Here is a 23,680-nt window from a genome sequence, read left to right as displayed (position 1 = left end):
GCGCATGTCCGGACGGGGCTCCTCCCGCTGCGTCACCCACCCCCGGGCGGTGCTGATGTTCGCGCGCTGCGCCGCGAGGGTGCGACAGTGGGATACGACACATTGTCGCAGGACGGAGCCGGCGATATAATCTGTTCTTGGCGCTCCGACAAGGCTGTGGACGCCGGATCACCCCAGACTCCCGGTGATGGGAACTGCCCAGTCCTGCAGTTCGTTCCTGTGACCTTGGAGTGCCATGGTGGCCGCAGTACGTGTGGAGTCAGCCGGTGATGGAGCGGAATTCCTCGAATTGCTCCGCTTGGAGTTTCATGCTCGCCGGGCCGATCGCATCGGCCTTGTCTATGCCGACCTGCGGTTCGGATGCGAGTGTCCGGAGCCCTTGGTGGAGGTGGTGATGGACGATGCCCGGTCCCACCTCCGCCGCACGGTCCCGGAGTGTTCCTCGGTCTATACCGTGGGCGGGCAGGTCCGGATGCTTGCCCGCGGCACCATCCTGGACCTGGTCGAATACGCCGACCGCGCACGACTGTGCCTCGATCGCCTGCGCTGGATGGAGGGGGCCGCGTCCTTCCGGGTTGAGGTTGCCCTGAGCGTGGCAGCGCCGGGCGAGGGGCCCAAGGACCTGGTCCGCAGAACCGAAGCGCTGCTCCCGAGCCCGGCGACCGGGCCGTGAGCCCGAGGGTGTTCGGTTCCATCGAGATCCTCGATGCCAGCACGCAACGACTGCAGATCGTCCTGTCCGGTGAACTCGACTGCATGATCACCTCCCGTGCGCGGGAATTGATCGGACCGGTGCGCGAGGCCGCCACGGTGGCGTACCTCGACGCCAGCGCGGTGACGTTCGTCGATGCCAGCGGCCTGAGCGCCGTCACCGCACTCGCCACCAGTTCGGGCCGGAAGCCGGTGCTGATCCAGCCCCCCGCGAACATGCGCTTCCTGCTGCAGATCACCGGGTTGAATGAGGTCTACACCGTTGACCCCGAGCCGCAAGCACACGATGCTGCCGGGTGTGCAGAAGGCCACGGAGCCGCTGGCCACGGGTGCTAAGGTGAGTGATGCGTAACGGTGCGCCACCCAGCGTCGGACCTCGCGTTCCCACCCCCGGCCAGTCGGAGGGTGACAGTCCCGTGCTGGCGGAGATCGCGGAGTTCCTCAGGACCTTGCTCGCGCCCTACGACGTGTTGACCGTCCTGCAGGACCTGGCCGCCAGGGTCCAGGAACTGCTCGACCTGCACGGCGCCGGGGTGAGCCTCAGCCGGGACGGCACGTTGGAGTTCATCACCGCGGTACCTGCCTCACTCGCGGAGTTGGAGAAGGAACAGCGCGACGGACCCGGCGGCCCCTGCAGGGAGGCGTTCGGTACCGGTGAGGTCGTCGCGATCGACGACATCGCCGCGGTGACCGACCGTTGGCCACGCTACTGCTCCCTGGCTACCGGCAGTGGAATCACCTCGGTGGCCGGCATCCCGATGAAGGTCGAGGAACGGACCATCGGAGCCCTCAACCTCTACAGCGCGGAACGCCGGGAGTGGTCCCGGCAGGATCTGACCATCGCCACGCTCTTCGCCGACGCCGCCTCGGTCTACCTGATCAACTCCACCGACCACGCGCACCAGCGCCGCCTGAACGATCAATTGCAGGAGGCCTTCAGATCCCGGGTGGTGATCGAGCAGGCCAAGGGCATCATCGCGCAGACCCATGACATCGACGTGGAGGAGGCGTTTCAGCGAATCCGCCGGCACGCCCGCGCCCAACACACCTCGCTACACGCGGTGTCCGAGGCGATCGTGAACCTGCGGATGCGTCTCTGAGCCCCTTCCTGCCTGCGGCGTCGGCGCGCGGCCGCGGACTCGGTAGCCTAGAGCGGTGCTGACCATGCAAGACGCGATCCGCGCGCTCACCGAGTACTGGACCTCCCACGGCTGCCTGATCACGCAGCCGTACAACACCGAGGTCGGGGCCGGGACGATGAACCCGGCCACCGTTCTGCGGGTGCTGGGTCCCGAGCCGTGGAACGTGGCGTACGTTGAGCCGTCGGTGCGCCCGGATGATTCCCGGTACGGGCAGAACCCGAACCGGTTGCAGACCCATACCCAGTTCCAGGTGATCCTCAAGCCCGAGCCGGCCAACCCCCAGGAGCTCTACCTCGGCTCCTTGGAGGCGCTGGGCATCGACCTGCGCGCCCACGACGTGCGGTTCGTGGAGGACAACTGGCAACAGCCCGCGATCGGCGCCTGGGGACTGGGCTGGGAGGTGTGGCTGGACGGACTGGAGATCACCCAGTTCACCTACTTCCAGCAGGTCGGCGGGCAGAACCTGGACCCGGTACCGGTGGAACTGACCTACGGGCTGGAGCGAATCCTGATGGCCGTGCAGGGCGTGGACCACTTCGCCGACCTCGCCTACGCCCCCGGCATCACCTACGGCGAGGCGTTCGGGCAGACCGAGTACGAGATGTCCCGGTACTACCTCGACGATGCGGACGTGGCCACGAACCAGTCGCTGTACGAGCACTACGTGTCCGAGGCCAAGCGAATGATCGAGGCGCGCCTGCCGGTGCCCGGGCACAACTATCTGCTGAAGTCCTCCCACGCCTTCAACGTGTTGGACGCGCGCGGAGCGATCTCCACCACCGAGCGCGCCAATGCCTTCGGCACCATGCGCCGCCTGGCCCGGGAGATCTCGGCGCTGTGGGTGGACCGGCGCGAGGAGTTGGGCTTCCCGCTGCTGAAGGACACCCCGGCCGAACCGGTTCAACTGCCGGTCGTCGATGCCGGCGCACTGCCCGCACAGGCGCAGGTGTTCGCCCTCGAGATCGGGGTCGAGGAGTTGCCCCCGCACGTGGTGGATGAGTCGGTCGAGGCGGTCGGCGCCGCGGTGCGGGAGGCGCTGGGCGCCTCCCGCCTGGAGCACGGGGAGGTGCACGTGGATGCCACCCCGCGCCGGATCGTGGTGACGGTCGACGACGTCGCTGCCCGTGAGGCCGACGCCGTGCAGTGGCGTAAGGGGCCCAAGTGGGCCGCCGCCTTCGATGACTCCGGCGCCCCGACCAAGGCGCTGCAAGGATTCATGCGCGGCCAGGGGGCCGAGCTTGCCGACGTGCAGGAGGCCGAGATCGGGGGGAACACCCACGCCGCGGTGCGGGTGAACGTGCCCGGTCGCGGGGTCCTCGACGTGCTCGGGCCGCTGGTCACCCACGTGGTCACCGGGCTGCGGGCGGACAAGAACATGCGTTGGTCCGATCCGGAACTGAGTTACTCCCGCGCGATCCGCTGGCTGGTGGCGCTGTGGGGGCCCGTGGTGGTACCGGCCGCGGCCTCGCGCCTGGTGGCCGGGCGCACCACGCACGTGCACCGGCTCGATGACCAGCCCGCCGTCGATATCGCGAGCGCCGAGGAGTTGCGCCCAGCGCTGGCCGAGCGCGGCATCGAGGTCTCGGTGACCCGGCGGCGCGAGCAGGTGCTCGTCCGGGCCCAGGAATTGGCTGCCGAGGTCGGTGGGCACATCGACGCCGAGGCGACGGCGGGACTGGTGGCCGAGATCGCGAACCTGGTGGAGACCCCGGTGGGGATCCGAGGGGACTTCGCGGCCCGCTACCTGGAGTTGCCCGAGCAGGTACTCACCACCGTGATGGCGACCCACCAGCGGTACCTACCGGTGCGCGACGCCGACGGAGCGCTGCTGCCACACTTCATCACCATGGCCAACGGCGCCTGCGATGAGGCCGCAGTGGCCCGCGGGAACGAGTCGGTGCTGCGCGCCCGCTACGAGGACGCCCTGTTCTTCTGGAACACCGATCTGGAGTCGGGCGACCTGGACGCCTTCGTCCCCGGGCTCGACAAACTCACCTTCGCCGACGGTCTCGGCTCGGTGGGCCTGCGCGCCCGCCGGATCGCGGATGTGGCCACGGTGCTGGGCCAGCTCGTGCACGTGCCAGATGCGGACCGGACCACCCTGAACCGAGCCGGTGAACTCATCAAGTTCGACCTGGCCACCCAGATGGTGATCGAGATGAGTTCCCTGGCCGGGTTCGTGGCCGGGGAGTACGCCCGGCGCACCGGGGAGTCCGAGACGGTGGCCACCGCACTGGTCGAGACCGAGCAGCCGCGTACCAGCGCCGATGCCACCCCGAAAACCGTGCCCGGGGTGCTACTGGCGCTCGCCGACCGAGCGGATCTGTTGGTGGGTCTGCTGGCCACCGGCGCCAGGGCCACCGGATCCTCCGACCCGTTCGGGTTGCGCCGGGCCGCACTGGGCATCGTGCGGATCCTGCGCTCCCTGCAACAGGCGTCCTTCGTCGAGGCCCTCACCTTGCGCACCGTGCTGCAGGCTGCGGCCGACCGGTTGCGCGCGCAGGACGTCGCCGCCGGCCCCGAGCAGGTGCAGGCCGCCGCGGAGTTCGCCGAGTCCCGCTTCGCCCAGTTGCTGCGCGACGAAGGTATCCGCGCCGAGCTGGTCACCGCCGTCGGCCCGGCGATGGACCGCCCGGCCCGGGTGGATCAGACGCTGGCGGAGCTGGACGCCCTGCTGGACCGGGCCGACTTCGCCGCCCTGGTGGCGGTGGTGCAGCGCATCAACCGGATCGTGCCGCCGGGCACACCGGCCCAACCGGCCTCGGACCTGCTCACCGAGAAGGCCGAGCTCGCGCTGCGGGACACGCTGGCCGCGCTCCCGCCCTCGTCATCCCTGACCGGGTTCACCGACGACTCGGCCGGCCTGGTCGCGTCGGTGAACACCTTCTTCGACGCGATCCTGGTGATGGCACCGCAGGAGGACCTGCGCCAGGCTCGATTGGGGTTGCTGGCCGCGGTGGCGCAGCGGGTGCCCGGGGATGTGGACTGGGCGGGCCTGGACACGGCACTGTCGGTGCGCTGAGGAACGCTGGGACAGCGGGCCGCCGTGCATATCGATTCCCTGACCAGGATGGCGCAGGACTACCTGCGCACCATCTTCAAGGTGCAGGAATGGCATCCCGGGCCGGTGGCGGTGAACGAACTCGCCGAGCGGATGGGGGTGGCCGCCTCCACCGCCTCCGGGAACGTGCGCAAACTCGTAGCCGACGGACTGGTGGCGCACAAACCCTACGGTGGGGTGGAGTTGACCCCGGCGGGGCGCCGCGCCGCGGTGCAGATGGCCCGCCGGCACCGGCTGCTGGAGACGTTCCTGGTGGAGCGGCTGGGCTACTCCTGGGACGAGGTGCACGACGAGGCCGAACACCTGGAGCACGCCGCATCGGACACCTTCATCGAACGCATCGAGGCGGACCTGGGCTTTCCCACCCACGATCCGCACGGCGACGCCATTCCGGACCGGGACGGGATGATGGTGGCCACCAGCGCCCGGATGCTGTCGGAAGTGGAGTCGGGTGCATGCGGCACGATCGCGCGCATCAGCGACGACGACCCGGCGGTACTGCGCTACCTCACCGGGCACGGCATCGAGGTCGGCACCCACCTGCGGGTGCACGACCGGCAGGAGGGCGCCGGGGTGGTGCGGATCGTGGCCGAGCCGCTCGGCGCGGCGGGCGGGGACGACAAGCCGGCGGAGCGGACCGACCTGGGCATGGTCGCCGCCCGGACGATCTGGCTCGCGGCCGATAGTCATCGAGCGAGCATCAGACCCTGAGGCCGGCGTGCGTCCGGACGGGGCTGCCGGCGGTCAGGCGCCGGACTGTGCGCGCAGGTCCTCGATCGCCAGGTTCGCCAACTCGTCGGCGCGTTCGTTGCCCGGGTCGCCGGAGTGGCCCTTCACCCAGATCCAGCGCACCTGGTGGCGGGCCACCTGCTCATCCAGGGCGCGCCACAACTCACCGTTCTTCACCGGCTTCTTCGCCGCGGTCCGCCAGCCGTTGCGCTTCCAACCGGCGATCCACTCCTGCATACCCTTCATCACGTAGACCGAGTCGACGTGCAGGTGTACCCGGCACTTGGTCTTCAGCGCCGAGAGCCCTGCGATTACCGCGGTCAGTTCCATCTGGTTGTTGGTGGTCACCGGCTCGCTGCCCCGGAGCTCCCTGGCGTGCGATCCGGAACGCATCAGCACCCCCCACCCGCCGATGCCGGGGTTGCCCTTGCACGCCCCGTCGGTCCACATGTGCACCTCGGGCAGGTCGGCCCCGTCGGAGTCATCGCCGAAGCCGTCGCCGGGCGCACCGGTGGTCCGTGCGTGCCCCACTCAGGCAGTCTCCAGCAGCCCCGACAGGGCGGAGGTGAACAGCCCCAGCCCGTCGGTGCCCGGCCCGAACCCATCCTCCACCGCGTGCTCGGGGTGGGGCATCAGGCCCACCACGTTCCCGCGGGCGTTGGTGATGCCGGCGATGTCGTGCCGGGACCCGTTCGGGTTGCCGAGGTAGCGGAACACCACCCGGCCTTCGGCCTCGAGCTCATCCAGGGTGGCCTCGTCGGCGATGAACTGCCCGTCCTGGTTCTTCAGCGGCACGGTGATCTCCGCGCCCGGGCTGAACGCGCAGGTCCACGCGGTGTTGGTGTTCTCCACCCGGAGCCGCTGATCCCGGCACAGGAACGTCAGGTCGGTGTTCTTCACCATCGCCCCGGCCAACAGGTGTGCCTCGCACAGGATCTGGAAGCCGTTGCAGATGCCCAGCACCGGCAGCCCGGCCCGGGCCCCGTCGATCACCGACCCCATCAAGGGCGCGAACCGGGAGATCGCCCCGGCGCGTAGGTAGTCACCGTAGGAGAACCCCCCGGGCAGCACCACCGCGTCCACCCCGGCCAGGTCATCATCGCCGTGCCACAACCGCACTGGCTCCCCGCCGGCCAGGCGGACCGCCCGGGCGGCGTCGCGATCATCGAGGCTTCCCGGGAACGTGACGACGCCGATGCGGCCCATCAGTCCTGCTCCAGCACGTGCACCGAGACCACGTCCTCGATCACCGGGTTGGACAACATGTCCGTGGCGGCGGTGCGGGCCCGGGCCAGGATGTCCTCGGTGACCTCACCGTCCACCTCGAGTTCGAACCGCTTACCCTGGCGCACACCGCTGAAGCCGTCGATGCCGACCCGGGACAACGCCCCGGCCACGGCCTTGCCCTGCGGGTCCAGGATCTCCGGTTTGGGCATGACCTCGACGACGACACGTGCCATGAATGCAACTCCTTGCGTGTGGGCTCCGGGGTCGATCCTATCCCGCGGTGAAGGCCTGCCCGGTGATGCGCTCGTAGGCCTGCAGGTACCGCCGGCGGGTGCGTTCGACGACGTCCTCGGGCAGCGGCGGCGGGGCCTCGGTGCCGGTCCGGTCCCAGCCGGATTCGGGGGAGGTGAGCCAGTCGCGGACGTACTGCTTGTCGAAACTGGGCTGGGGGCGCCCAGGCTCGTGGTGCTCGGCGGGCCAGTACCGGGAGGAGTCGGGGGTGAGCACCTCATCGCCGAGCACCAGGGCACCACTGCCGGGGTCCCGCCCGAACTCCAGTTTGGTGTCGGCCAGGATCACCCCGCGCCCGGCGGCGATCTCCTCGGCATGGGTGTACACCGCCAGGGTGACGTCGCGCAGCCGTGCGGCGGCGTCGTCGCCGATGAGGCGGGCGACCTGGGCGAAGGTGACGTTCTCGTCGTGTTCGCCGACCTGGGCCTTGGTGGCCGGGGTGAAGATCGGCTCGGGGAGTTTCGAACCGTCCACCAACCCGTCGGGCAGTTCGATACCGCACACGGTGCCGTCGCGGGTGTATTCGGCCAGGCCCGAACCGGTCAGGTAGCCCCGGGCCACGCACTCCACCGGGAACATCTGCAGGCGTCGGCAGATCATCGCCCGGCCCGCCACAGCGGCCGGCACCTCCACCGAGATCACATGGTTCGGCACCAGCGTGGCCAGCCGCTCGAACCACCACAGGCTCAGCGCCGTCAGCACCGCCCCCTTGTCCGGGATCGTCGAGGTCAGCACGTGGTCGTAGGCGCTGATCCGGTCACTGGCCACCACCAGCACCCGGTCGGGGGGCCCGGAGGTGGGTTCATACAGATCTCGGACCTTGCCGGAGTAGACGTGGCGCCAGCCGGGCAGGTCAGGGGCGTCGGTGTGCACCCCTTTAGTCAATCACCCCCGGGGTGTGCATCGACAGGTCACGGCCGGTGATAATGCGGTCATGACCCCTGCAGACCTGCCCGACGGCGAACGCGAACTCGCGGAGTCGGTCATCGGGCACCTGCGGGTTGCCGCCGAGCACGCGGGGGGCGTGGGCGCGGCCGGGCGTACCGAGGGCGGACAGGCCGACGACGACGGGGCCTCCCCCCGTTCGGTGGCGCACCTGGAGTGGTCCCAGGCAGGCACCCACCACAGCGGCCGCCTCCTGGTGGGCACCGAACAGAGCGCGGCCCGGGTGCCGGTCCCGGAGCCGGTCACGGTGCAGATGGCACAGCTGCGGGCGCTGATGGCGAGGCCCGGCACCGGGACGTGGTTGTCCGCGGTGGTGCGCATCACCGGGGGGCAACCGTCGCTGTATTTCAACTACACCCAGCGCCCGTACTGGAACTCCCGCAGTGGCTCCATGTTGGAGCGTCCCGACGGCGCGCCGGTGCCGGATGAGGCGCGCTGGGCCGCGGACCTGCGCCGCTACCCCCGCGATCGCCACCACCTGCTGCCGTGGCTGGCCGTGCAGGTGGTCGCCGGCGATGAGACCGCCCGGTTGCGCCAGGCCCTGGATCAGGCGGGTTTCCCCGCCGGCGGGGTGGCCCTGCCCGGCAGTGACGTGGCGCCCTTCGAGGGCACCGTAACGCTGGTGCGTCACTCCAGCGCGCACTACTCGTTGCAGATCATCGACTACGGCCAGCACGAGTTCATCGCCGAGTACTCCACCGAGGAACTGGGCTGCCGGGCGGTGTGGGACTACGTGCACCAGCCGCTGCCGGCGCCCACACCGCTTCCCCGGGCCGACCTCGCCCAGCGCGCCCAGGCCGCCCAGCCCGCCTACGCCGACCTGCGCCGTCGGCTGGAGCGCGCCGGGCCGGGTGGGATCATCACCAACCTGGCCGCCGGCGTGCCGTTCGACCGGATCGGGGTGCTGGACGGGCTCTACTTCTTCCCGTGGCAGACGCCCTGGCCGCTCCGGTCCCTGCCGGAGAGCGCCAACGGGCCCGGCGCCGGCCAGGTGGTCCTGATGGCCGCCGCGCCGGCAGAGGCCCAGGCCGAGATCGTGCCGCCCTGGTTCGATCAGCCCGGCGGTGGGATCCGGTTCCGCGTCGAGGGCGCCAGGCACCAGGGGTTGCGGGACCTGGTTCGCACCGGGGTACTACTGCAGGTCCAGCCGGTCGACTGAGTGGGCTCAGCCCACCGGCAGTCGCTCCGGGGCGGCGATGTCGGTGCGGAACAGACACCCCTCCAGATCGATCCGGGTCATGGCCGCATAGGCCCGCTGGCGCGCCACGGCCAGGTCTGCACCGGTCCCCACCACGGACAGCACCCGGCCCCCCGCGGAGACCAGCACGCCGTCGTCGTCGGTCACGGTACCGGCGTGCAGCACGTGCACGCCCGGAACCTGCTCGGCCTCGGCCACGCCGCTGATCGCCGAACCGAGGGTGGGCCCCTCCGGGTAACCCGGGCAGGCCAGCACCACCGTGACAGCGGAATCCTCGGACCAGCGCAGCGGCGGGACCCGGTCCAGGGTGCCGGTCGCGGTGGCATGCAGCACCGTGGCCAACGGGGAGTCCAGCCGGGCCAGGACCACCTGGGTCTCGGGGTCGCCGAAGCGGGCGTTGAACTCGATCACGCGCATCCCGCGCGAGGTCATCGCAAGGCCGCAGTAGAGCAAGCCGACGAAGGGGGTGCCGCGGCGCGCCAGTTCATCGACCGTGGGCTGGGCGACCCGCTCCACCACCTGCTCCACCAGGTCCGCGGGCGCCCAGGGCAGCGGTGAGTAGGCCCCCATGCCGCCGGTGTTCGGCCCGGCATCGCCGTCACCCAGCCGTTTGAAGTCCTGCGCGGGCGCAAGCGGCACCACGGTCCTGCCGTCGGACAGGCAGAACAGGGAGACTTCCGGACCGTCCAGGAACTCCTCCACCACGATCGCCCCGCCCGGCTTGCCCAGGCAACCCTGCGCGTGGGCCAGCGCCGCGAGACGGTCCCCGGTGACCACCACCCCCTTGCCGGCGGCCAGTCCGTCGTCCTTGATCACGTGCGGGGCGCCGAAGTCCGCCATCGCGGCCTCCACCTCGGCGGCGGTCGTGCACACGTGTGCCATCGCGGTGGGCACCCCGGCGTCAGCCATGATCTGTTTGGCGAACGCCTTCGAACCCTCCAGCCGGGCCGCCTCCTTGCTGGGGCCGAACACGGCGATCCCGGCTTCGCGCACCGCATCGGCGACGCCGGCCACCAGCGGGGCCTCCGGCCCGATCACCACCAGGTCCACACCGAGTTCCGTGGCCAGTTGCGCCACCGCGGAGCCGTCGAGCATATCCACCTCGAAGGTGGTGCTCACCTGCGCGATCCCCGGATTGCCCGGGGCGGCGAACACCTCGGACACCGACGGGTCCTTGCGCAACGCCCGGCCGAGAGCATGTTCGCGGGCACCGGCGCCGATGAGCAGAATCTTCACGGTCGTCAACACTACCCGTCCTGACCGGGTCGTCCCGTCCCTGTCGCGGGCCCACGCCCGCGCTCCCGGGCTGGCAGTCCTGGACGAACCCGATACGGTCTTTGACGGAGCGCTGCCGGAGCCACGAAGGGAATCACGATGTCAACCTCGCCCCCATCCACAGTCGGCGAACCGGAGATCCAGGCGCCGGTTCACGACCCGGACCGACCGTGGTACACCTCCGTGCAGCCCCGGGTGTTCCTTCCGGCACTTGGCATCGTCCTGGCGTTCGTGCTCTGGGCCGTCCTGGCCCCGCTGAGCGCCGGGGAGACGCTCGGCAACGTCCGGGAAGTGGTCATCCAGGGGGTGGGTTGGTACTACGCCCTCGTCGTGACGGCGTTCGTGGTGTTCTCGCTGTGGGTGGGATTGAGCCACTACGGGGACATCAAACTCGGGCGCGACGACGAGAAGGCCGAGTTCACCCTGCCCACCTGGCTGGCGATGCTGTTCGCCGCCGGTATGGGCATCGGGCTGGTGTTCTGGGGCGTGGCCGAGCCCCTCAACCACTTCGCCGACACCGCCAGCTATCCGATCTTCGGTGCGCCCGAGGACAATCCCGCCGAGGCGGCCGAGGCCTCCCTGGCGGTCACGTTCCTGCACTGGGGCCTGCACCCCTGGGCGATCTACGTCGTCGTCGGTCTCGCGGTGGCCTACGCAGTGCACGTCAAGCGCCGACCGATCTCGTTGCGGTGGACCTTGCAGCCCTTGCTGGGTGAACGGGTCAGGGGCTGGACGGGTGATGCGATCGACGTCATCGCCGTCGTCGGCACCATCTTCGGGGTGGCAACGTCCCTGGGCCTGGGCGTGATGCAGATCGCCGCGGGCCTGACGTTCCTGGACGTACTCGACGCCGATTCCTCACTCGCACTGGCCTACGTGGTGCTGATCGGGATCATCACCGCCGCTGCGATCGTCTCTGTGGTCACCGGGGTGAAGAAAGGCATCAAGTGGCTCTCCCGCATCAACATGGGGATGGCCCTGGGCCTGTTGACCTTCGTGTTCGTGTTCGGGCCCACGCTGTTCTTCCTGCGTCAGTACATCGAGGGCATCGGCGCCTACGTCGCCTCGTTCATCGATCTGAGTTTCAACACCGCCGCCTCCATCGGGCCCGCGGCCCTGGAGTGGCAGGGCTGGTGGACCGCCTTCTACTGGGGCTGGTGGATCTCCTGGGCGCCCTTCGTGGGGGTCTTCATCGCCCGCATCTCCCGTGGCCGAACCGTGCGCGAGTTCGTGCTCGGAGTGCTGCTCGTCCCCGCGCTGTTCTCCATCCTCTGGTTCACCGTGCTCGGTGGCGGGGCGGTGCTGCGGGAACGGCTCGAGGGCGGTCTGGTCACCGACGGGGCGGTGGACACCGAAGGGGTGCTCTTCACCTTCCTGCAGGGCTTCCCCGGTGGCACGGTGGTGGCGGGCCTGGTCATCCTGCTGATCACGCTGTTCTTCATCACCTCCTCCGACTCCGGCTCCCTCGTGGTGGACATGCTCGCCTCCGGGGGGATGGTGGAGCCGCCCAGCTGGAGCCGGGTGCTGTGGGCGGTGATCGAGGGGCTCGTGGCCATGGCGCTGCTGCTGGCGGGGCTGGCGGCGGCCGCGGGTGATCCCGAACTCGAGGAATCGGCACTCGGGGCGTTGCAGGACGTGGCGATCATCATCGCGCTGCCGTTCTCGGTGGTGATGATCCTGATGGTGTTCTCGATCGTGCGGGAGTTCCGGGCCCAGCGGGAGCAGACGCTGCGCGTGCAGCGCCGCATGGTGCGCCGCGAACTCGCCCAGGAGGTCTCCGAGACGCTGCTGGAGGAAGGTCTGGTGAACGCGCCTCGTAGCCGCCGGTTCGGGCGGCGGCGCGGCGCCGACCGGCCGGAGTTCTGAACGCAACCGGCCGTGGGACCGGGCGGTGCACGGCGTGCAGGGCCCGCTCAGCCCAGGAGGTCGTGGCGCACGATGGTGGCCTCCCGGTCCGGTCCCACCCCGACGGCGGAGATGCGGGTGCCCGACATCTCCTCCAGGGCCAGCACGTAGCGCTGCGCGTTCTCCGGCAGTTCCGCGAAGGTGCGGGCGGAACTGATGTCCTCGATCCAGCCGTCCAACTCCTCGTACACCGGTGTGGCGTGGTGGAAGTCGGACTGGTTCACCGGCATCTCGGTGTGCCGCACCCCGTCGACGTCATAGGCCACGCAGACCGGCACCTTCTCCAGGCCGGTAAGAACGTCGAGTTTGGTCAGCACCAGGTCGGTCAGCCCGTTGATGCGGGAGGAGTACCGGGCGATGACCGCGTCGTACCAACCGGTGCGTCGCGGCCGGCCCGTGGTGACCCCGAACTCACCGCCGGTCTTGCGCAGGTACTCCCCGTCGTCGTCGTGCAGTTCGGTGGGGAAGGGACCCTCGCCCACCCGGGTGGTGTAGGCCTTGATGACCCCGACGATCCGGTCGATGCGGGTGGGGCCGATGCCGGCACCGGTGCACACCCCGCCGGCGGTGGCCGAGGAGGAGGTCACGAACGGGTAGGTGCCGTGGTCCACGTCCAGCATGGTGGCCTGCCCGGCCTCGAACACCACCGTCCGGCCGGCATCCAGCGCCTGGTTCAGCACCAGTGAGGTGTCGGCCACCATCGGGCGCACCCGCTCGGCGTAGGCGAGGAGTTCCTCGACCACAGCGTCGATATCGGCGGCGCGGCGGTTGTAGATCTTCACCAGGATCTGGTTCTTCTGGTCCAGGGCGCCCTCGACCTTCTCGCGCAGGATCTTGGCGTCGAACAGGTCGGAGATGCGGATGCCCACCCGGTTCATCTTGTCGGCGTAGGTCGGTCCGATACCGCGCCCGGTGGTGCCGATCTGGCGCTTGCCCAGGAACCGTTCGGTGACCTTGTCCATGGTGCGGTTGTAGGAGGGGATCACGTGCGCCGAGGAGGAGACCAGCAACTTGGAGGTGTCCACCCCGCGGGCGTTCAGTCCCTCGAGTTCATCGAACAGGACCTCCAGGTCCACCACCACGCCGTTCCCGATCACCGGCGTGCACCCAGGTGACAGGATGCCCGAGGGCAGCAGGTGCAGCGCGTACTTCTCCGCACCGACCACGACGGTGTGCCCGGCGTTGTTGCCCCCGTTGAACTTCACCACGTAGTCCACGCGCGAACCGAGCTGGTCGGTCGCCTTCCCCTTACCCTCGTCGCCCCACTGAGCGCCGAGCACCACCACTGCGGGCATCGGTTGTCCCTTCCGTTCGTGTGCCGGCCGCCGAGCCGGTCGCTGGACCGGTTCCGCTGGGTGCGGCCGGTAGCAGGCTAGTGGTTCACAGTTCCAGTGCAGCCGGGTCGGAGTCTGTGGCAAAGGTGCGGCACCGCTGGGCCTCCTCGTCCTCCCCGATCCGCTCAGCGGCGGCGGCCAGCGCCACCAGCGCCATCAGGAAACCCTGGTTGGGTTCGTGGGTGGCCGGGATCGGTCCGTGCCCGCGCCAACCGGCCCGGCGCAACGCATCCAGCCCGCGGTGGTAGCCGGTGCGTGCGTAGGCGTACGCAGCGACCGCCTCGCCGGCTGTCAGGGCCTCGCGGGCCAGCAGCGCCCAGGGGTAGGGGGCCGCCGGGTACTCCGCGGCCACCTGCACCGGCGGGGTACCGGCAGCCACGGCCGCGCGGGCGGGCACATCGGGGTGGTCCTGGGGCAGGTAAGTGGGCTCGGGCCCACCGAGCAGATTTTCACGCATGGGCCCAGTCTCCCATCACCCCGGCTCCGGATGCGGACGGTCGCGCTCGGACCTAGCCTGAACCGCATATGGCACCGCCCACCGAGCACTTGACGGTACGTGCCGATCACGGCACCACGGTCCTCACCGTGAGTGGGGACCTGGATCTACGCTGCCGTGACGAGGCCGAAGCCGTGCTCGCGCGGATCCAGGCCGACGGAGCCGACGATGTGATCGTGGACCTGGCCGATCTGGAGTTCATGGACTCCACCGGCGTGAGCACCCTGATGAAGTTGGCGCACGCGGTGCGCCGACGCGCCGGGCGAATCCGGTTGCGCAACGCTTCCGCCCGAGACATGTTCCTGCTTGATGTGCGTGGCGGATTGGGCCTGTTCGACCTGGCCAAGAAGCGGCGCTGAGCAAGCGTGGTGTGGCCGGTAAGGCCGGTCAGAGCCCCCGCTGCTCCGGGGCCGGGTCGATCCGGGCCCACACCACCTTGCCGGCGCCGGAGGGCCGCCAGCCCCAGTCGGCGAGCCGGGCCACGATGTGCATCCCGTAACCGCCTACTCGAGCCGGATGCACCTCCAACGGGACCGGAGGCATCGGGTTCTCATCGGCGACCTCCACCCGCACGCCCTCACCGGTGTCCACCAGATTCACCAGCACCGGCCCGCTGCCGTGCAGCACCGCGTTGGCGACGAGTTCGGAGACCACCAGTTCCACCGACCCGCCCACCGCCAGGCCCCACACCTGGCAGGCCTGCCGGGCAGCCTTGCGGGCCAGCCGGACCGACTCCTTCACCCCCGGGAACCGCCAATGGCGTTCCCGGACCGGTGTGCGGCTCCCCTCCACCGGTTCCGGAACGCGCATCACCACCACGGCCACATCATCCTCGGGAGATTCGGCGAGTTCACGAACAAGGAGCTCCCCCACCATCGCCGCATCGCGGACCTCGGCCCGGTCGAGCACATCGGTCAGTTCACCCAGACCCTGGGGCAGCGGCCGGTCGCGACGCTCGACGAGGCCGTCGGTGTAGAGCACCAGCACGTCCCCGGGCCGAAGGCGCTCCGTGGCGCTCTTGCGTGTGGTGGCCCCGAAGCCGACCAGCCTGCCGCCTGCACCATCGAGTTGGCGCACCTCACCCTCACTGATCAGCAACCCCGGTAGGTGCCCGGCACGGCTGTACCGCAACTCCCAGTCACCGCTGCCCTCGATCGGGGTGAGGATGGAGTAGGTCAGCGAGGCCACCCGGCCGATGCGCATCGAGTCCACGATCCGGTCCACCCGGGAAAGCACCTCACCGGGGTCATGCAGGTCCGCGGCGAAGGCCCGCACCACCGAACGCAACTGCCCCATCGCCGCGGCGGCCTCGATATCATGCCCGGCCACGTCTCCGATCACCAGCACCACCACGTCCTCGGGCAGGCTCATCACGTCGTACCAGTCGCCGCCTACCTGGGCGTGCTCGGAACTGGGGGCGTAGTAGGTCCACACGTCCAGTGCGCTGATCGGGTCGGACTCCGGCAGCATCGCCCGCTGCAGGGTCTCGACCAGGTGGTGCTCGCCCTGGTGCAACTCGGCATTGTCCAGGGCCATCCCCACCCGCCGGGCGCACAGGTAGAGCACGGTCTGCAACTCCTCGCTGTGCTCGGCCTCGCCGTGCGGCACCGCCGTCATCAACCCCAACGTGCGGCCCCGGCCCAGCAGCGGAAAGACGTGCACCCGACTACCGCGCGCATCCTCGGGTAACTGCCGGCGGACCAGGTCGATCAGTTGGGCGGTCGCGGAACCGGACGGGTGCCGCCCGTCCAGCGGGAGGTTCAGCGACTCGATCCGCTCCCGCGACAGCAGGCGTGCCACCGGGTCGGCCAGGTCGGTGGGGGTGCGCCCGCGGGCGACCCCCACGTGGCGTACCCGCACGTGCTCGGTGATGTCGTCCGACATCCGCAGCACGCCGTCGTCGACGACGAAACCGCACCAGATGTGCATCCGGCGCCCGAGCATCCTGGCAATGGCACTCAGGGCCATCGGTTCGTCGAAGTCGACCAGGATCTCCGAGATCTTGGCCACCACCTCCAGCGCCCGACGGGAGTGGTGCTCGGGCAGCAACTGCTCGGCAGTGGTGGCCGCCTGACGCTGCACGCAGATCAGGCGCCGCACCTCCCCGGTCTCCGGGTCGTGACGGACCGTGAGCGTGGCCGGCACGTCGAGGTCCTCCCCGACCGCGGTGCGGATCGGTAAGGAGGTGTGCACGGGGTCCGAGCGCAGGCCCAGTTCCTGGATCTGCTCGGCGATCACGGCACGGTACCCCGGGCGCAGGATGCGCTCGCCGAGCGCCTGCGCGCGCTGCAGGGTGTATCCGGTCACCTCGGTGAACGCTTCGTTCACCCAGACCGCTCGGAACGCGCCGTCGTGCCGGTCCCAGACGCCGATGGCGAAATCGCCGTCGAGCAGGGCTTGGATGGCGTCCGCTTGTGCCGTGGCCCGCACCATCTCGACAGGTTCGGTAGCCTCGGTGGTTACGTCGGGTCCCATCGCGGGAGGACTCCTTGTCTTCGCGTGTCACGACATGGTCTGATCCCTAGGACGCACCGACCGATCCTGTTCCGCACCCGTTCCGACCGACCAGTACCTGGAGGCTGACCGTGGCTGACGTTAACAGTGGCGAGGAGCGCCCGCGCGGTGAGCGCGGCAGTGTGCACACGCTGCTCGAGTCCGACCGTACCCGCATCGTGCTCAGCGGTGAGGTGGACGTCTCTGTCAGCGCCGAACTGACCGATGCTGTCGCCGAGGCCGAGGCGGCCGGAAAGCCCACCCAGGTGGACGCCAAGCACGTGACCTTCATCGACTCCTCCGGGGTCGCGATGTTGGCCCGCCTGGCCAGCCGCACTCCGGGCCGGGTGCAGATCCTCAACCCCCCGGAGGTGCTGACCTTCCTGCTGGAGGTCACCCGGATCGGGGAGTTGGTCGAGGTGATCGACACCGGTGACGATCACGGTGGTGCAATCCCGTTGCCCCGCACCCCCGACGACGAACCACCGGATGCCATCGCCTGACCGCCGCCCGCGGCGTCCCGTCCTCCGCCGGCGTCCCCGCCACGCCGTCGCCCCATCCCGCCACACCGTCGCCCCATCCCGCCACACCGTCGCCCCACCTCATCGCCGAGACCGGTCGGGTGCGGCGAGACCGGCGCGGCGCCCCGGGTATGGCCCCGGCACACCGCGCCGTCATGACGCGCCGGCTCAGATGAGTTTCTGGCCCGCCGAACGCAATTCCTGGCAGGCCTGCACGATCCGCTCGGCCATACCGGCCTCGGCGAGCTTGCCCCAGGCGCGCGGGTCGTAGACCTTCTTGTTACCCACGTCGCCGTCGACCTTCAGCACACCGTCATAGTTGTGGAACATGTGCGTCACCACCGGACGGGTGAAGGCGTACTGGGTGTCGGTGTCGATGTTCATCTTGATCACTCCGTGGTCCACCGCGGTGGCGATCTCCTCGGCGGTTGAGCCCGAGCCGCCGTGGAACACCAGGTCGAACGGCTTGTCCTGACCGACCTCGGCACCAACCGCCTGCTGGATCTCCCCGAGGAGTTCCGGACGTAGTTTGACGTGGCCGGGCTTGTACACCCCGTGCACGTTGCCGAAGGTCAGGGCGGTCATGTAACGACCCTTCTCCCCGGTCCCCAGCGCCCGCACGGTGGCCAGGCCGTCCTCCACGGTGGTGTAGAGCTTCTCGTTGATCTCGTGAGCGACGCCGTCCTCCTCGCCGCCGACCACGCCGACCTCGATCTCCAGGATGATGTTCGCCGCCTGGGCCTTCTCCAGGAGTTCGGCGGCGATCTGCAGATTCTCATCCAGCGGCACCGCCGAGCCGTCCCACATGTGCGACTGGAAGGAGGGCAGGCCACCATCGGCAACCTGCTTGGCCTCGATCTCCATCAGCGGGCGAACCCAGGAGTCCAGATTCTCCTTGGCGCAGTGGTCGGTGTGCAGGGCGATGGTGACCGGGTAGTTCTTGGCGACCTCGTGGGCGTAGGCGGCCATCGCCAGCGAACCGGCCACCCGGTCCTTGATGGTGGAGCCGGAGGCGTACTCGGCACCGCCCACCGAGACCTGGATGATGCCGTCGCTCTCTGCCTCGGCGAACCCCCGCAGGGCCGCGGTCAGGGTCTGGGAGGAGGTGACGTTCACCGCGGGGTAGGCGAACGAGCCCGCTTTGGCGCGGTCGATCATCTCCGCGTACACCTCAGGGGTGGCAATACCCATTGCTATCTCCTGTTCGTCTGCGATTCTCATCTGGGCGCCCCGGGGGGACGCGCGTCTGCGCCGGGCGAAGCACCAGCCGCTCCAGTCTTCCACGGATCGGCCCCGATGCCGGATTCGGGATGAAGACGAGGGCCGGACGTCGCCGGGCTGAGGGCCGACGACGACCCATCGGCCGGGCGCAATGCCACCTCCGGCGCTAGGTGCTGGGCGGGGCAGGCGGCACGGCGCCGGGAGCAACGCGACGTCGGTGGCGTGCCGGGGCGTGCAGCGAGGGAGCGGTGCCGGAGCGCTCCGGCGGCGTCTACTACTGGGGCTCGGGCACCCGGGCGTGCTGCAGGGCCCAGTGGTACATCGCCACCGCGGCGGCGGCGCCGGCGTTGATGGAGCGGGTGGAGCCGTGCTGGGTGATGTGCACGATCTCGGTGCTGGCCCGTTGCGCTGCCGGACTCAGGCCGGCCTGTTCCTCGCCGAACAGCAGCACGCACGCCCGCGGAAGCCTCCGGTGCTCCAGCGGCACCGAGCCGGGCAGGTTGTCGATGCCGATGACGGGCAGACGCTGTTCGGCGGCCCAGGCCACCAGGTGCTCGATGTCGGGGTGGTGATGGACGTGCTGGTACCGGTCGGTGACCATGGCGCCGCGACGGTTCCACCGTCGTCGACCCACGATATGGACGGCGACGGCCCCGAAGGCGTTCGCACTGCGCACCACCGAGCCGATGTTGAAGTCCCGGCCCCAGTTCTCGATGGCCACGTGGAAGCCGTGGCGGCGCGAGTCCAGGTCCGCCACGATCGCCTCCAGGCGCCAGTACCGGTAGGCATCGACGACGTTGCGCCGGTCCCCGCGGGCGAGCAGGTCGGGGTCGTAGTGGTCCCCCTCCGGCCAGGCATCGGGTCCTCCCGGCCACGGCCCGACACCCTGTTCGACCGGCGCCCCCGACTCGGTGTCGGGGTGCTCGGGACCCGCCCGGCGCTCCTCCTCGCTCCGGCGCTCCGGCTGCGCTTCGATCTCGCGTCCCGGCTCCGCATCGGCAACGGGCACACGGCCGGGGCCGGCGGCATCGGTCGGTCCATATCCCTGGTGCTGGTCCTGCTCCACCACCCCAGTATCCCGCCCCCAACCCGCGCCCCGCCCCGGTCGCCTCCCCCGCCATCCCACGCGCCGTAACCATCCAATCGGTCGGTTAGGGCGACCGGCGGTCTCGTTCAGCCGCTACAACCGCCCAATTGGATGGTTGCGGCGCGGGGACGCGCGGGGCGCGAGCGGGGCGGGCGGGTGCGGGGGCGCGGGGACGCGCGGGGCGGGCGGGCGCGGGGCGCGAGCGGCGCGGGACGGGCGCGGGCGCGGGACGGGCGCGGGGCGCGAGCGGCGCGGGACGGGCGCGGGCGCGGGACGGGCGCGGGGCGCGAGCGGCGCGGGCGCGGGACGGGCGCGGGGCGCGAGCGGCGCGGGCGCGGGACGGGCGCGGGACGGGCGCGAGCGGCGCGGGACGGGCGCGGGCGCGGGACGGGCGCGGGGCGCGAGCGGGCGCGGGACGGGCGCGGGCGCGGGACGGGCGCGGGGCGCGAGCGGGCGCGGGACGGGCGCGGGCGCGGGACGGGCGCGGGGGCGCGAGCGGGCGCGGGACGGGCGCGGGCGCGGGACGGGCGCGGGGGCGCGCGGGGCGGGCTCGTACACATCGCGGGCCGGGCCGGGCTGGCTAGGCTGGGCCAGGAAGCCGGAAGCGGTCGCTTGGCGCGCAGCGAGGACCTGGCCGGCCCGATCTAAGAGGTGAGCGCGGTGGGTGACCGGATTTCGAACTGGCTGACCGACATGGACGGGGTGCTGGTCCATGAGGAGCACGCCCTGCCGGGTGCCGCGGAGTTCATCGCCGCGCTGCGGGACAAGGACATCCCGTTCCAGATCCTCACCAACAACTCGATCTTCACCCCGCGGGACCTGGCCGCGCGGCTGCGTGCCACCGGCATCGAGGTGGAGGAGACCCACATCTGGACCTCGGCGCTGGCCACCGCCACGTTCCTGGCCGACCAGATCCCCGAGGGCAGCGCCTACGCCATCGGGGAGGCCGGGCTGACCACGGCGCTCTACGAGAAGGGCTACACCCTCACCGACACCGACCCGGACTTCGTGGTGCTCGGGGAGACGCGCACCTACTCCTTCGAGGCGATCACGCGGGCGATCCGGCTGGTCAGCACCGGGTCCCGGTTCATCGCCACGAACCCCGATGTGACCGGACCTTCCGGGCAGGGACCGATCCCGGCCACCGGATCGGTGGCGGCGATGGTCACCGCGGCCACCGGGCGCGAGCCCTACTTCGTGGGCAAGCCGAACCCGGTGATGATCCGTACCGCGCTGAACCGGATCGATGCTCACTCCGAGCACACCGCGATGATCGGGGACCGGATGGATACCGACATCGTGGCGGGGATGGAGGCCGGTCTGCGCACCTTCCTGGTGCTGTCCGGCTCCACCCGGCCCGAGGAGATCGAACGCTTCCCCTACCGGCCCAGCGAGGTGCACGACGACATCGCAGCCCTACTGGAACGGCTCGGGTAACCCAGCCTCGCATACCCCCCGGTCAGCCGGCTCGCGGGGCACCGTCGTCGGCGGCGCGGTCCGCCTTCAGCCCGCAGTGCAGGTCAGGTCAGCCCTGGGCTGGGGGCGGTGAGTCCGGATAGCCGCCCGAACCGGGCTGGCCCTGGTCCGGGTGCTGTCCGCCGGGCTGCGGGGGCTGGCCGCCCAGCTGCGGGGGCTGGCCCGGCTGCGGGGGTTGACCCGGCTGCGGGGGCTGGCCGGGCTGCGGGGGTTGACCCGGCGCGTGCCCGGGCGCCTGGCTGTGCCCACCGTGCTGACCCGGCTGACCAGGGTGCTGGGGCGGCGCTTGCTGACCTTGCTGGAAGTAGCCGGGCCGGCCACCACCCTGACCGGGCGGGAATGCTCCGGGCTGACCGCCGTGGGAGGGCTGGGCCCGGCCACCCTGCTGCTGGGGCGCCTGGCCCTGGCCGTAGCCACCCAGGTTCCCTTGGGAATCGGAGAACGAGACGTTCGGGACCGCCCGTACCGCGGGGTTGTTGGCCTCGAAGTACTCCGCGCGCACGAAGTTGAACATCCCGGCGATGATGTTGGAGGGGAACACCTCCACCTTGGTGTTCAGCGTGCGCACATTGGCGTTGTAGAAGCGGCGCCCGGCGGCGATCCGGTCCTCGGTGTTGGTCAGTTCGTTCTGCAACTGCAGGAAGTTCTCTGCGGCACGCAGTTGCGGGTAGTTCTCCGCCACCGCGAACAGGCGGCCCAGGGCGTTGGACAGGATGTCCTCCTGCGCGGCCTGCTGGCCCGGGGAGGATCCCGGTGTGGCGGCCTGCGCGCGAGCCTGGGTGACTTCCTCGAATACCGATCGCTCGTGCACGGCGTAGCCCTTGACCGTCTCCACCAGGTTGGGGATGAGGTCATAACGCCGGTGCAGTTCGACGTCGACCTGGCGCCATGCCTCCTGCACCAGATTCCGCAGGCGCACCAGCCGGTTGTACATCGTGATCGCCCAGATCACCAGAACGACGACGATCACGAGCAGCAGCACGAGCACGACTTCCACCGTGGCCCACCTCCTGGGTGTCCCGAGTGGAGAAACGGTTCCCCCACCCCTTCCGGTCCATCACCCGAGGGTGCGAACCGGGATCGAGTCTAACGGGTGCCCAATCCGAGATCATCGGCCGAGAGCAGCCAGACGTACGGCAGCCCGGCCCGCTCCATCGCCTCGCGAGCGCCGGTGTCCCGGTCCACCACGGTCGCCACGCCGACCACCTGCGCGCCGTGCTCACGGGCTACCCGAGCGGCGAACAACGGCGAGTTCCCGGTGGTGGAGGTGTCCTCCAGGATCACCACCCGCCGGCCGGCGATATCGGGTCCCTCCACCTGCCTGCGCATTCCGTGCCCCTTGGCTTCCTTGCGCACCAGGAACGCATCCAGGGACAGGCCCCGGCTGGCGGCGGCGTGCTGCACGGCCGAAACCACCGGGTCAGCGCCCATCGTGGGACCGCCCACGGCGTCCACCTCAGCCACACCCATCCCGGCCTCCTCCAGCCGGTCCAGCAACAGGTGCCCGATCAGCGGGGCGGCCTCGTGATGCAGGGTGGCCCTGCGCATGTCCACGTAGTAGTCGGCCTTCTTGCCGCTGCTGAGCGTGACCTCACCGTGCACCACCGCCAGGTCCGCCACGAGTTCGATCAACCGGTCCAGGGGAGAGTTGTTCACGCGGCCCAGGGTATCGGCCCTGGCACTACGGTGATCGGCATGAGGATCGCCACCTGGAACGTCAACTCCATCCGGTCCCGGCTCGACCGGGTCACCGCTTGGCTGCAACGCACCGGCACCGACGTGCTGGCGATGCAGGAGACCAAGGTCGCCGACGCGAAGTTCCCGGTGATGGACTTCGAGGCGATCGGCTACGAGGTGGCCTTCCACGGCCTGAACCAGTGGAACGGCGTCGCGATCGCCTCTCGCGTGGGCCTGGCGGACGTGCAGACCCACTTCGACGAGCAGCCCACCTGGGGCGACCCCCCGGCCGCCGAGGCCCGGGCGCTCGGTGCCACCTGCGGCGGCGTGCGCGTTTGGAGCGTGTACGTGCCCAACGGGCGCACCCTGGTGGACCCGCACTACCTGTACAAACTGGACTGGCTCGCGGCGCTTCGGAACCAGGCCGCCACCTGGCTGGAACAGGATGGCGAGGCGCGGATCGCACTCCTGGGGGACTTCAACGTCGCACCGCTGGACGAGGACGTCTGGGACACCTCCGTCTTCGAGGGCGCCACCCACGTCTCCCCACCCGAGCGGGACGCCTTCGCATCCCTGCAGGAGGCCGGGTTCGCCGAGGTCAGCCGCGCCCACACACCCGGCGCCTACACCTACTGGGACTACCAGCGCCTGCGCTTTCCCCGCAACGAGGGTATGCGCATCGACTTCGCCCTGGCCTCCCCCGTCCTGGCCGAGAGGGTGCTGGGCGCCGCCATCGACCGCGATGAACGCAAGGGCAAGGGCGCCTCGGACCATGTGCCGGTGGTCCTCGAGGTGGATGCCTGACCGGGGCGGGCGCGCCTGAATCGGCACACCTGAGCGACAGCCCGCGCCCGGACAGCACACCGCATGAACCAGCGGGCGCGACCGGCG

General features: G+C 70.4%; 23 protein-coding genes. 11 read left to right on the top strand and 12 right to left on the bottom strand.

Annotated elements, in window-relative coordinates; genetic code table 11:
* Positions 1-238: 238 nt before the first annotated feature.
* The 5 genes from ACO0LU_RS00170 (at position 239) to ACO0LU_RS00150 (ending at position 5,625) form a co-directional block, all read left to right on the top strand.
* On the top strand, positions 239-673 hold the full coding sequence (locus ACO0LU_RS00170; RefSeq protein WP_424789414.1) for a hypothetical protein: 435 nt from the start codon (positions 239-241) through the stop codon (positions 671-673).
* A gap of 8 nt (positions 674-681) precedes the next feature.
* On the top strand, positions 682-1,047 hold the full coding sequence (locus ACO0LU_RS00165; protein ID WP_424789413.1) for an STAS domain-containing protein: 366 nt from the start codon (positions 682-684) through the stop codon (positions 1,045-1,047).
* Positions 1,048-1,055: 8 nt separating this feature from the next.
* Positions 1,056-1,811, top strand: a complete 756-nt coding sequence (locus tag ACO0LU_RS00160) for a GAF and ANTAR domain-containing protein (RefSeq protein WP_424789412.1) — start codon at positions 1,056-1,058, stop codon at positions 1,809-1,811.
* Positions 1,812-1,875: 64 nt separating this feature from the next.
* Positions 1,876-4,875, top strand: a complete 3,000-nt coding sequence (locus tag ACO0LU_RS00155; RefSeq protein ID WP_424790171.1) for a glycine--tRNA ligase — start codon at positions 1,876-1,878, stop codon at positions 4,873-4,875.
* 24 nt (positions 4,876-4,899) lie between these two features.
* The gene (locus ACO0LU_RS00150) at positions 4,900-5,625 is read left to right on the top strand and encodes a metal-dependent transcriptional regulator (RefSeq protein ID WP_424789411.1); all 726 of its coding nucleotides are present in this window, start codon (positions 4,900-4,902) and stop codon (positions 5,623-5,625) included.
* A gap of 33 nt (positions 5,626-5,658) precedes the next feature.
* On the opposite strand, the gene rnhA is transcribed toward ACO0LU_RS00150, so the two are convergent.
* The 4 genes from rnhA to ACO0LU_RS00130 all read right to left on the bottom strand — a co-directional run bounded on the left by rnhA (position 5,659) and on the right by ACO0LU_RS00130 (position 8,034).
* A complete protein-coding gene (gene rnhA / locus ACO0LU_RS00145) occupies positions 5,659-6,093 on the bottom strand; it encodes a ribonuclease HI (protein ID WP_424790170.1) in 435 nt (144 codons plus the stop codon).
* Between the two features lie 81 nt (positions 6,094-6,174).
* Positions 6,175-6,849 (bottom strand): phosphoribosylformylglycinamidine synthase subunit PurQ, encoded by a 675-nt coding sequence (gene purQ, locus ACO0LU_RS00140; RefSeq protein ID WP_424789410.1) that lies wholly within the window; start codon positions 6,847-6,849, stop codon positions 6,175-6,177.
* Positions 6,849-7,103 carry a phosphoribosylformylglycinamidine synthase subunit PurS gene (gene purS / locus ACO0LU_RS00135; protein WP_424789409.1) on the bottom strand — a complete coding sequence of 85 codons (255 nt, stop codon included), beginning with the start codon at positions 7,101-7,103 and terminating at the stop codon, positions 6,849-6,851. The genes purQ and purS overlap by 1 nt, the downstream gene beginning before the upstream one ends.
* 37 nt (positions 7,104-7,140) lie before the next feature.
* Complete coding sequence (locus ACO0LU_RS00130) at positions 7,141-8,034, bottom strand: phosphoribosylaminoimidazolesuccinocarboxamide synthase (protein WP_424789408.1); 894 nt, start codon at positions 8,032-8,034, stop codon at positions 7,141-7,143.
* Positions 8,035-8,095: 61 nt separating this feature from the next.
* Between ACO0LU_RS00130 and ACO0LU_RS00125 the strand changes: the two genes are divergently transcribed.
* Positions 8,096-9,265 (top strand): glycohydrolase toxin TNT-related protein, encoded by a 1,170-nt coding sequence (locus ACO0LU_RS00125; protein WP_424789407.1) that lies wholly within the window; start codon positions 8,096-8,098, stop codon positions 9,263-9,265.
* 6 nt (positions 9,266-9,271) lie between these two features.
* On the opposite strand, the gene purD is transcribed toward ACO0LU_RS00125, so the two are convergent.
* Positions 9,272-10,540, bottom strand: coding sequence for a phosphoribosylamine--glycine ligase (purD, locus tag ACO0LU_RS00120; RefSeq protein ID WP_424789406.1), 1,269 nt, complete (start codon positions 10,538-10,540; stop codon positions 9,272-9,274).
* A gap of 138 nt (positions 10,541-10,678) precedes the next feature.
* On the opposite strand from purD, the gene ACO0LU_RS00115 reads away from it, so the two are divergent.
* On the top strand, positions 10,679-12,445 hold the full coding sequence (locus ACO0LU_RS00115) for a BCCT family transporter (RefSeq protein ID WP_424789405.1): 1,767 nt from the start codon (positions 10,679-10,681) through the stop codon (positions 12,443-12,445).
* Positions 12,446-12,492: 47 nt separating this feature from the next.
* Here the strand turns inward: ACO0LU_RS00115 and ACO0LU_RS00110 are convergent, their stop codons facing one another.
* Positions 12,493-13,779 (bottom strand): adenylosuccinate synthase, encoded by a 1,287-nt coding sequence (locus ACO0LU_RS00110; RefSeq protein ID WP_424789404.1) that lies wholly within the window; start codon positions 13,777-13,779, stop codon positions 12,493-12,495.
* Between the two features lie 85 nt (positions 13,780-13,864).
* Positions 13,865-14,275: a DUF3151 domain-containing protein gene (locus ACO0LU_RS00105; protein WP_424789403.1), complete on the bottom strand. Its 411-nt coding sequence runs from the start codon at positions 14,273-14,275 to the stop codon at positions 13,865-13,867.
* A 68-nt stretch (positions 14,276-14,343) separates the two neighbouring features.
* Here ACO0LU_RS00105 and ACO0LU_RS00100 point away from each other — a divergent pair, with 68 nt between their 5' ends.
* Positions 14,344-14,673, top strand: a complete 330-nt coding sequence (locus ACO0LU_RS00100) for an STAS domain-containing protein (RefSeq protein ID WP_424789402.1) — start codon at positions 14,344-14,346, stop codon at positions 14,671-14,673.
* Positions 14,674-14,701: 28 nt separating this feature from the next.
* On the opposite strand, the gene ACO0LU_RS00095 is transcribed toward ACO0LU_RS00100, so the two are convergent.
* Positions 14,702-16,789 (bottom strand): SpoIIE family protein phosphatase, encoded by a 2,088-nt coding sequence (locus tag ACO0LU_RS00095; RefSeq protein WP_424789401.1) that lies wholly within the window; start codon positions 16,787-16,789, stop codon positions 14,702-14,704.
* A 110-nt stretch (positions 16,790-16,899) separates the two neighbouring features.
* On the opposite strand from ACO0LU_RS00095, the gene ACO0LU_RS00090 reads away from it, so the two are divergent.
* Positions 16,900-17,310 carry an STAS domain-containing protein gene (locus ACO0LU_RS00090; RefSeq protein WP_424789400.1) on the top strand — a complete coding sequence of 137 codons (411 nt, stop codon included), beginning with the start codon at positions 16,900-16,902 and terminating at the stop codon, positions 17,308-17,310.
* A 186-nt stretch (positions 17,311-17,496) separates the two neighbouring features.
* Here the strand turns inward: ACO0LU_RS00090 and fbaA are convergent, their stop codons facing one another.
* Complete coding sequence (gene fbaA, locus ACO0LU_RS00085) at positions 17,497-18,519, bottom strand: class II fructose-bisphosphate aldolase (protein ID WP_424790169.1); 1,023 nt, start codon at positions 18,517-18,519, stop codon at positions 17,497-17,499.
* A 304-nt stretch (positions 18,520-18,823) separates the two neighbouring features.
* Positions 18,824-19,525 (bottom strand): TrmH family RNA methyltransferase, encoded by a 702-nt coding sequence (locus tag ACO0LU_RS00080; protein WP_424790168.1) that lies wholly within the window; start codon positions 19,523-19,525, stop codon positions 18,824-18,826.
* A gap of 804 nt (positions 19,526-20,329) precedes the next feature.
* Between ACO0LU_RS00080 and ACO0LU_RS00075 the strand changes: the two genes are divergently transcribed.
* On the top strand, positions 20,330-21,073 hold the full coding sequence (locus ACO0LU_RS00075) for an HAD-IIA family hydrolase (RefSeq protein WP_424790167.1): 744 nt from the start codon (positions 20,330-20,332) through the stop codon (positions 21,071-21,073).
* Positions 21,074-21,161: 88 nt separating this feature from the next.
* Here ACO0LU_RS00075 and ACO0LU_RS00070 read toward each other — a convergent pair whose 3' ends face one another.
* Positions 21,162-22,109, bottom strand: coding sequence for a LemA family protein (locus ACO0LU_RS00070; RefSeq protein WP_424789399.1), 948 nt, complete (start codon positions 22,107-22,109; stop codon positions 21,162-21,164).
* 89 nt (positions 22,110-22,198) lie between these two features.
* Positions 22,199-22,768, bottom strand: coding sequence for an orotate phosphoribosyltransferase (gene pyrE / locus ACO0LU_RS00065; protein ID WP_424789398.1), 570 nt, complete (start codon positions 22,766-22,768; stop codon positions 22,199-22,201).
* Between the two features lie 39 nt (positions 22,769-22,807).
* On the opposite strand from pyrE, the gene ACO0LU_RS00060 reads away from it, so the two are divergent.
* The gene (locus ACO0LU_RS00060) at positions 22,808-23,593 is read left to right on the top strand and encodes an exodeoxyribonuclease III (RefSeq protein WP_424789397.1); all 786 of its coding nucleotides are present in this window, start codon (positions 22,808-22,810) and stop codon (positions 23,591-23,593) included.
* The last annotated feature ends 87 nt before the right edge of the window (positions 23,594-23,680 follow it).

It is taken from the genome of Pseudactinotalea sp. Z1748, from assembly GCF_049725185.1.
Classification (GTDB): Bacteria; Actinomycetota; Actinomycetes; order Actinomycetales; family Beutenbergiaceae; genus CALKWS01.
This window is presented reverse-complemented; position numbering and strand designations above follow the sequence as displayed.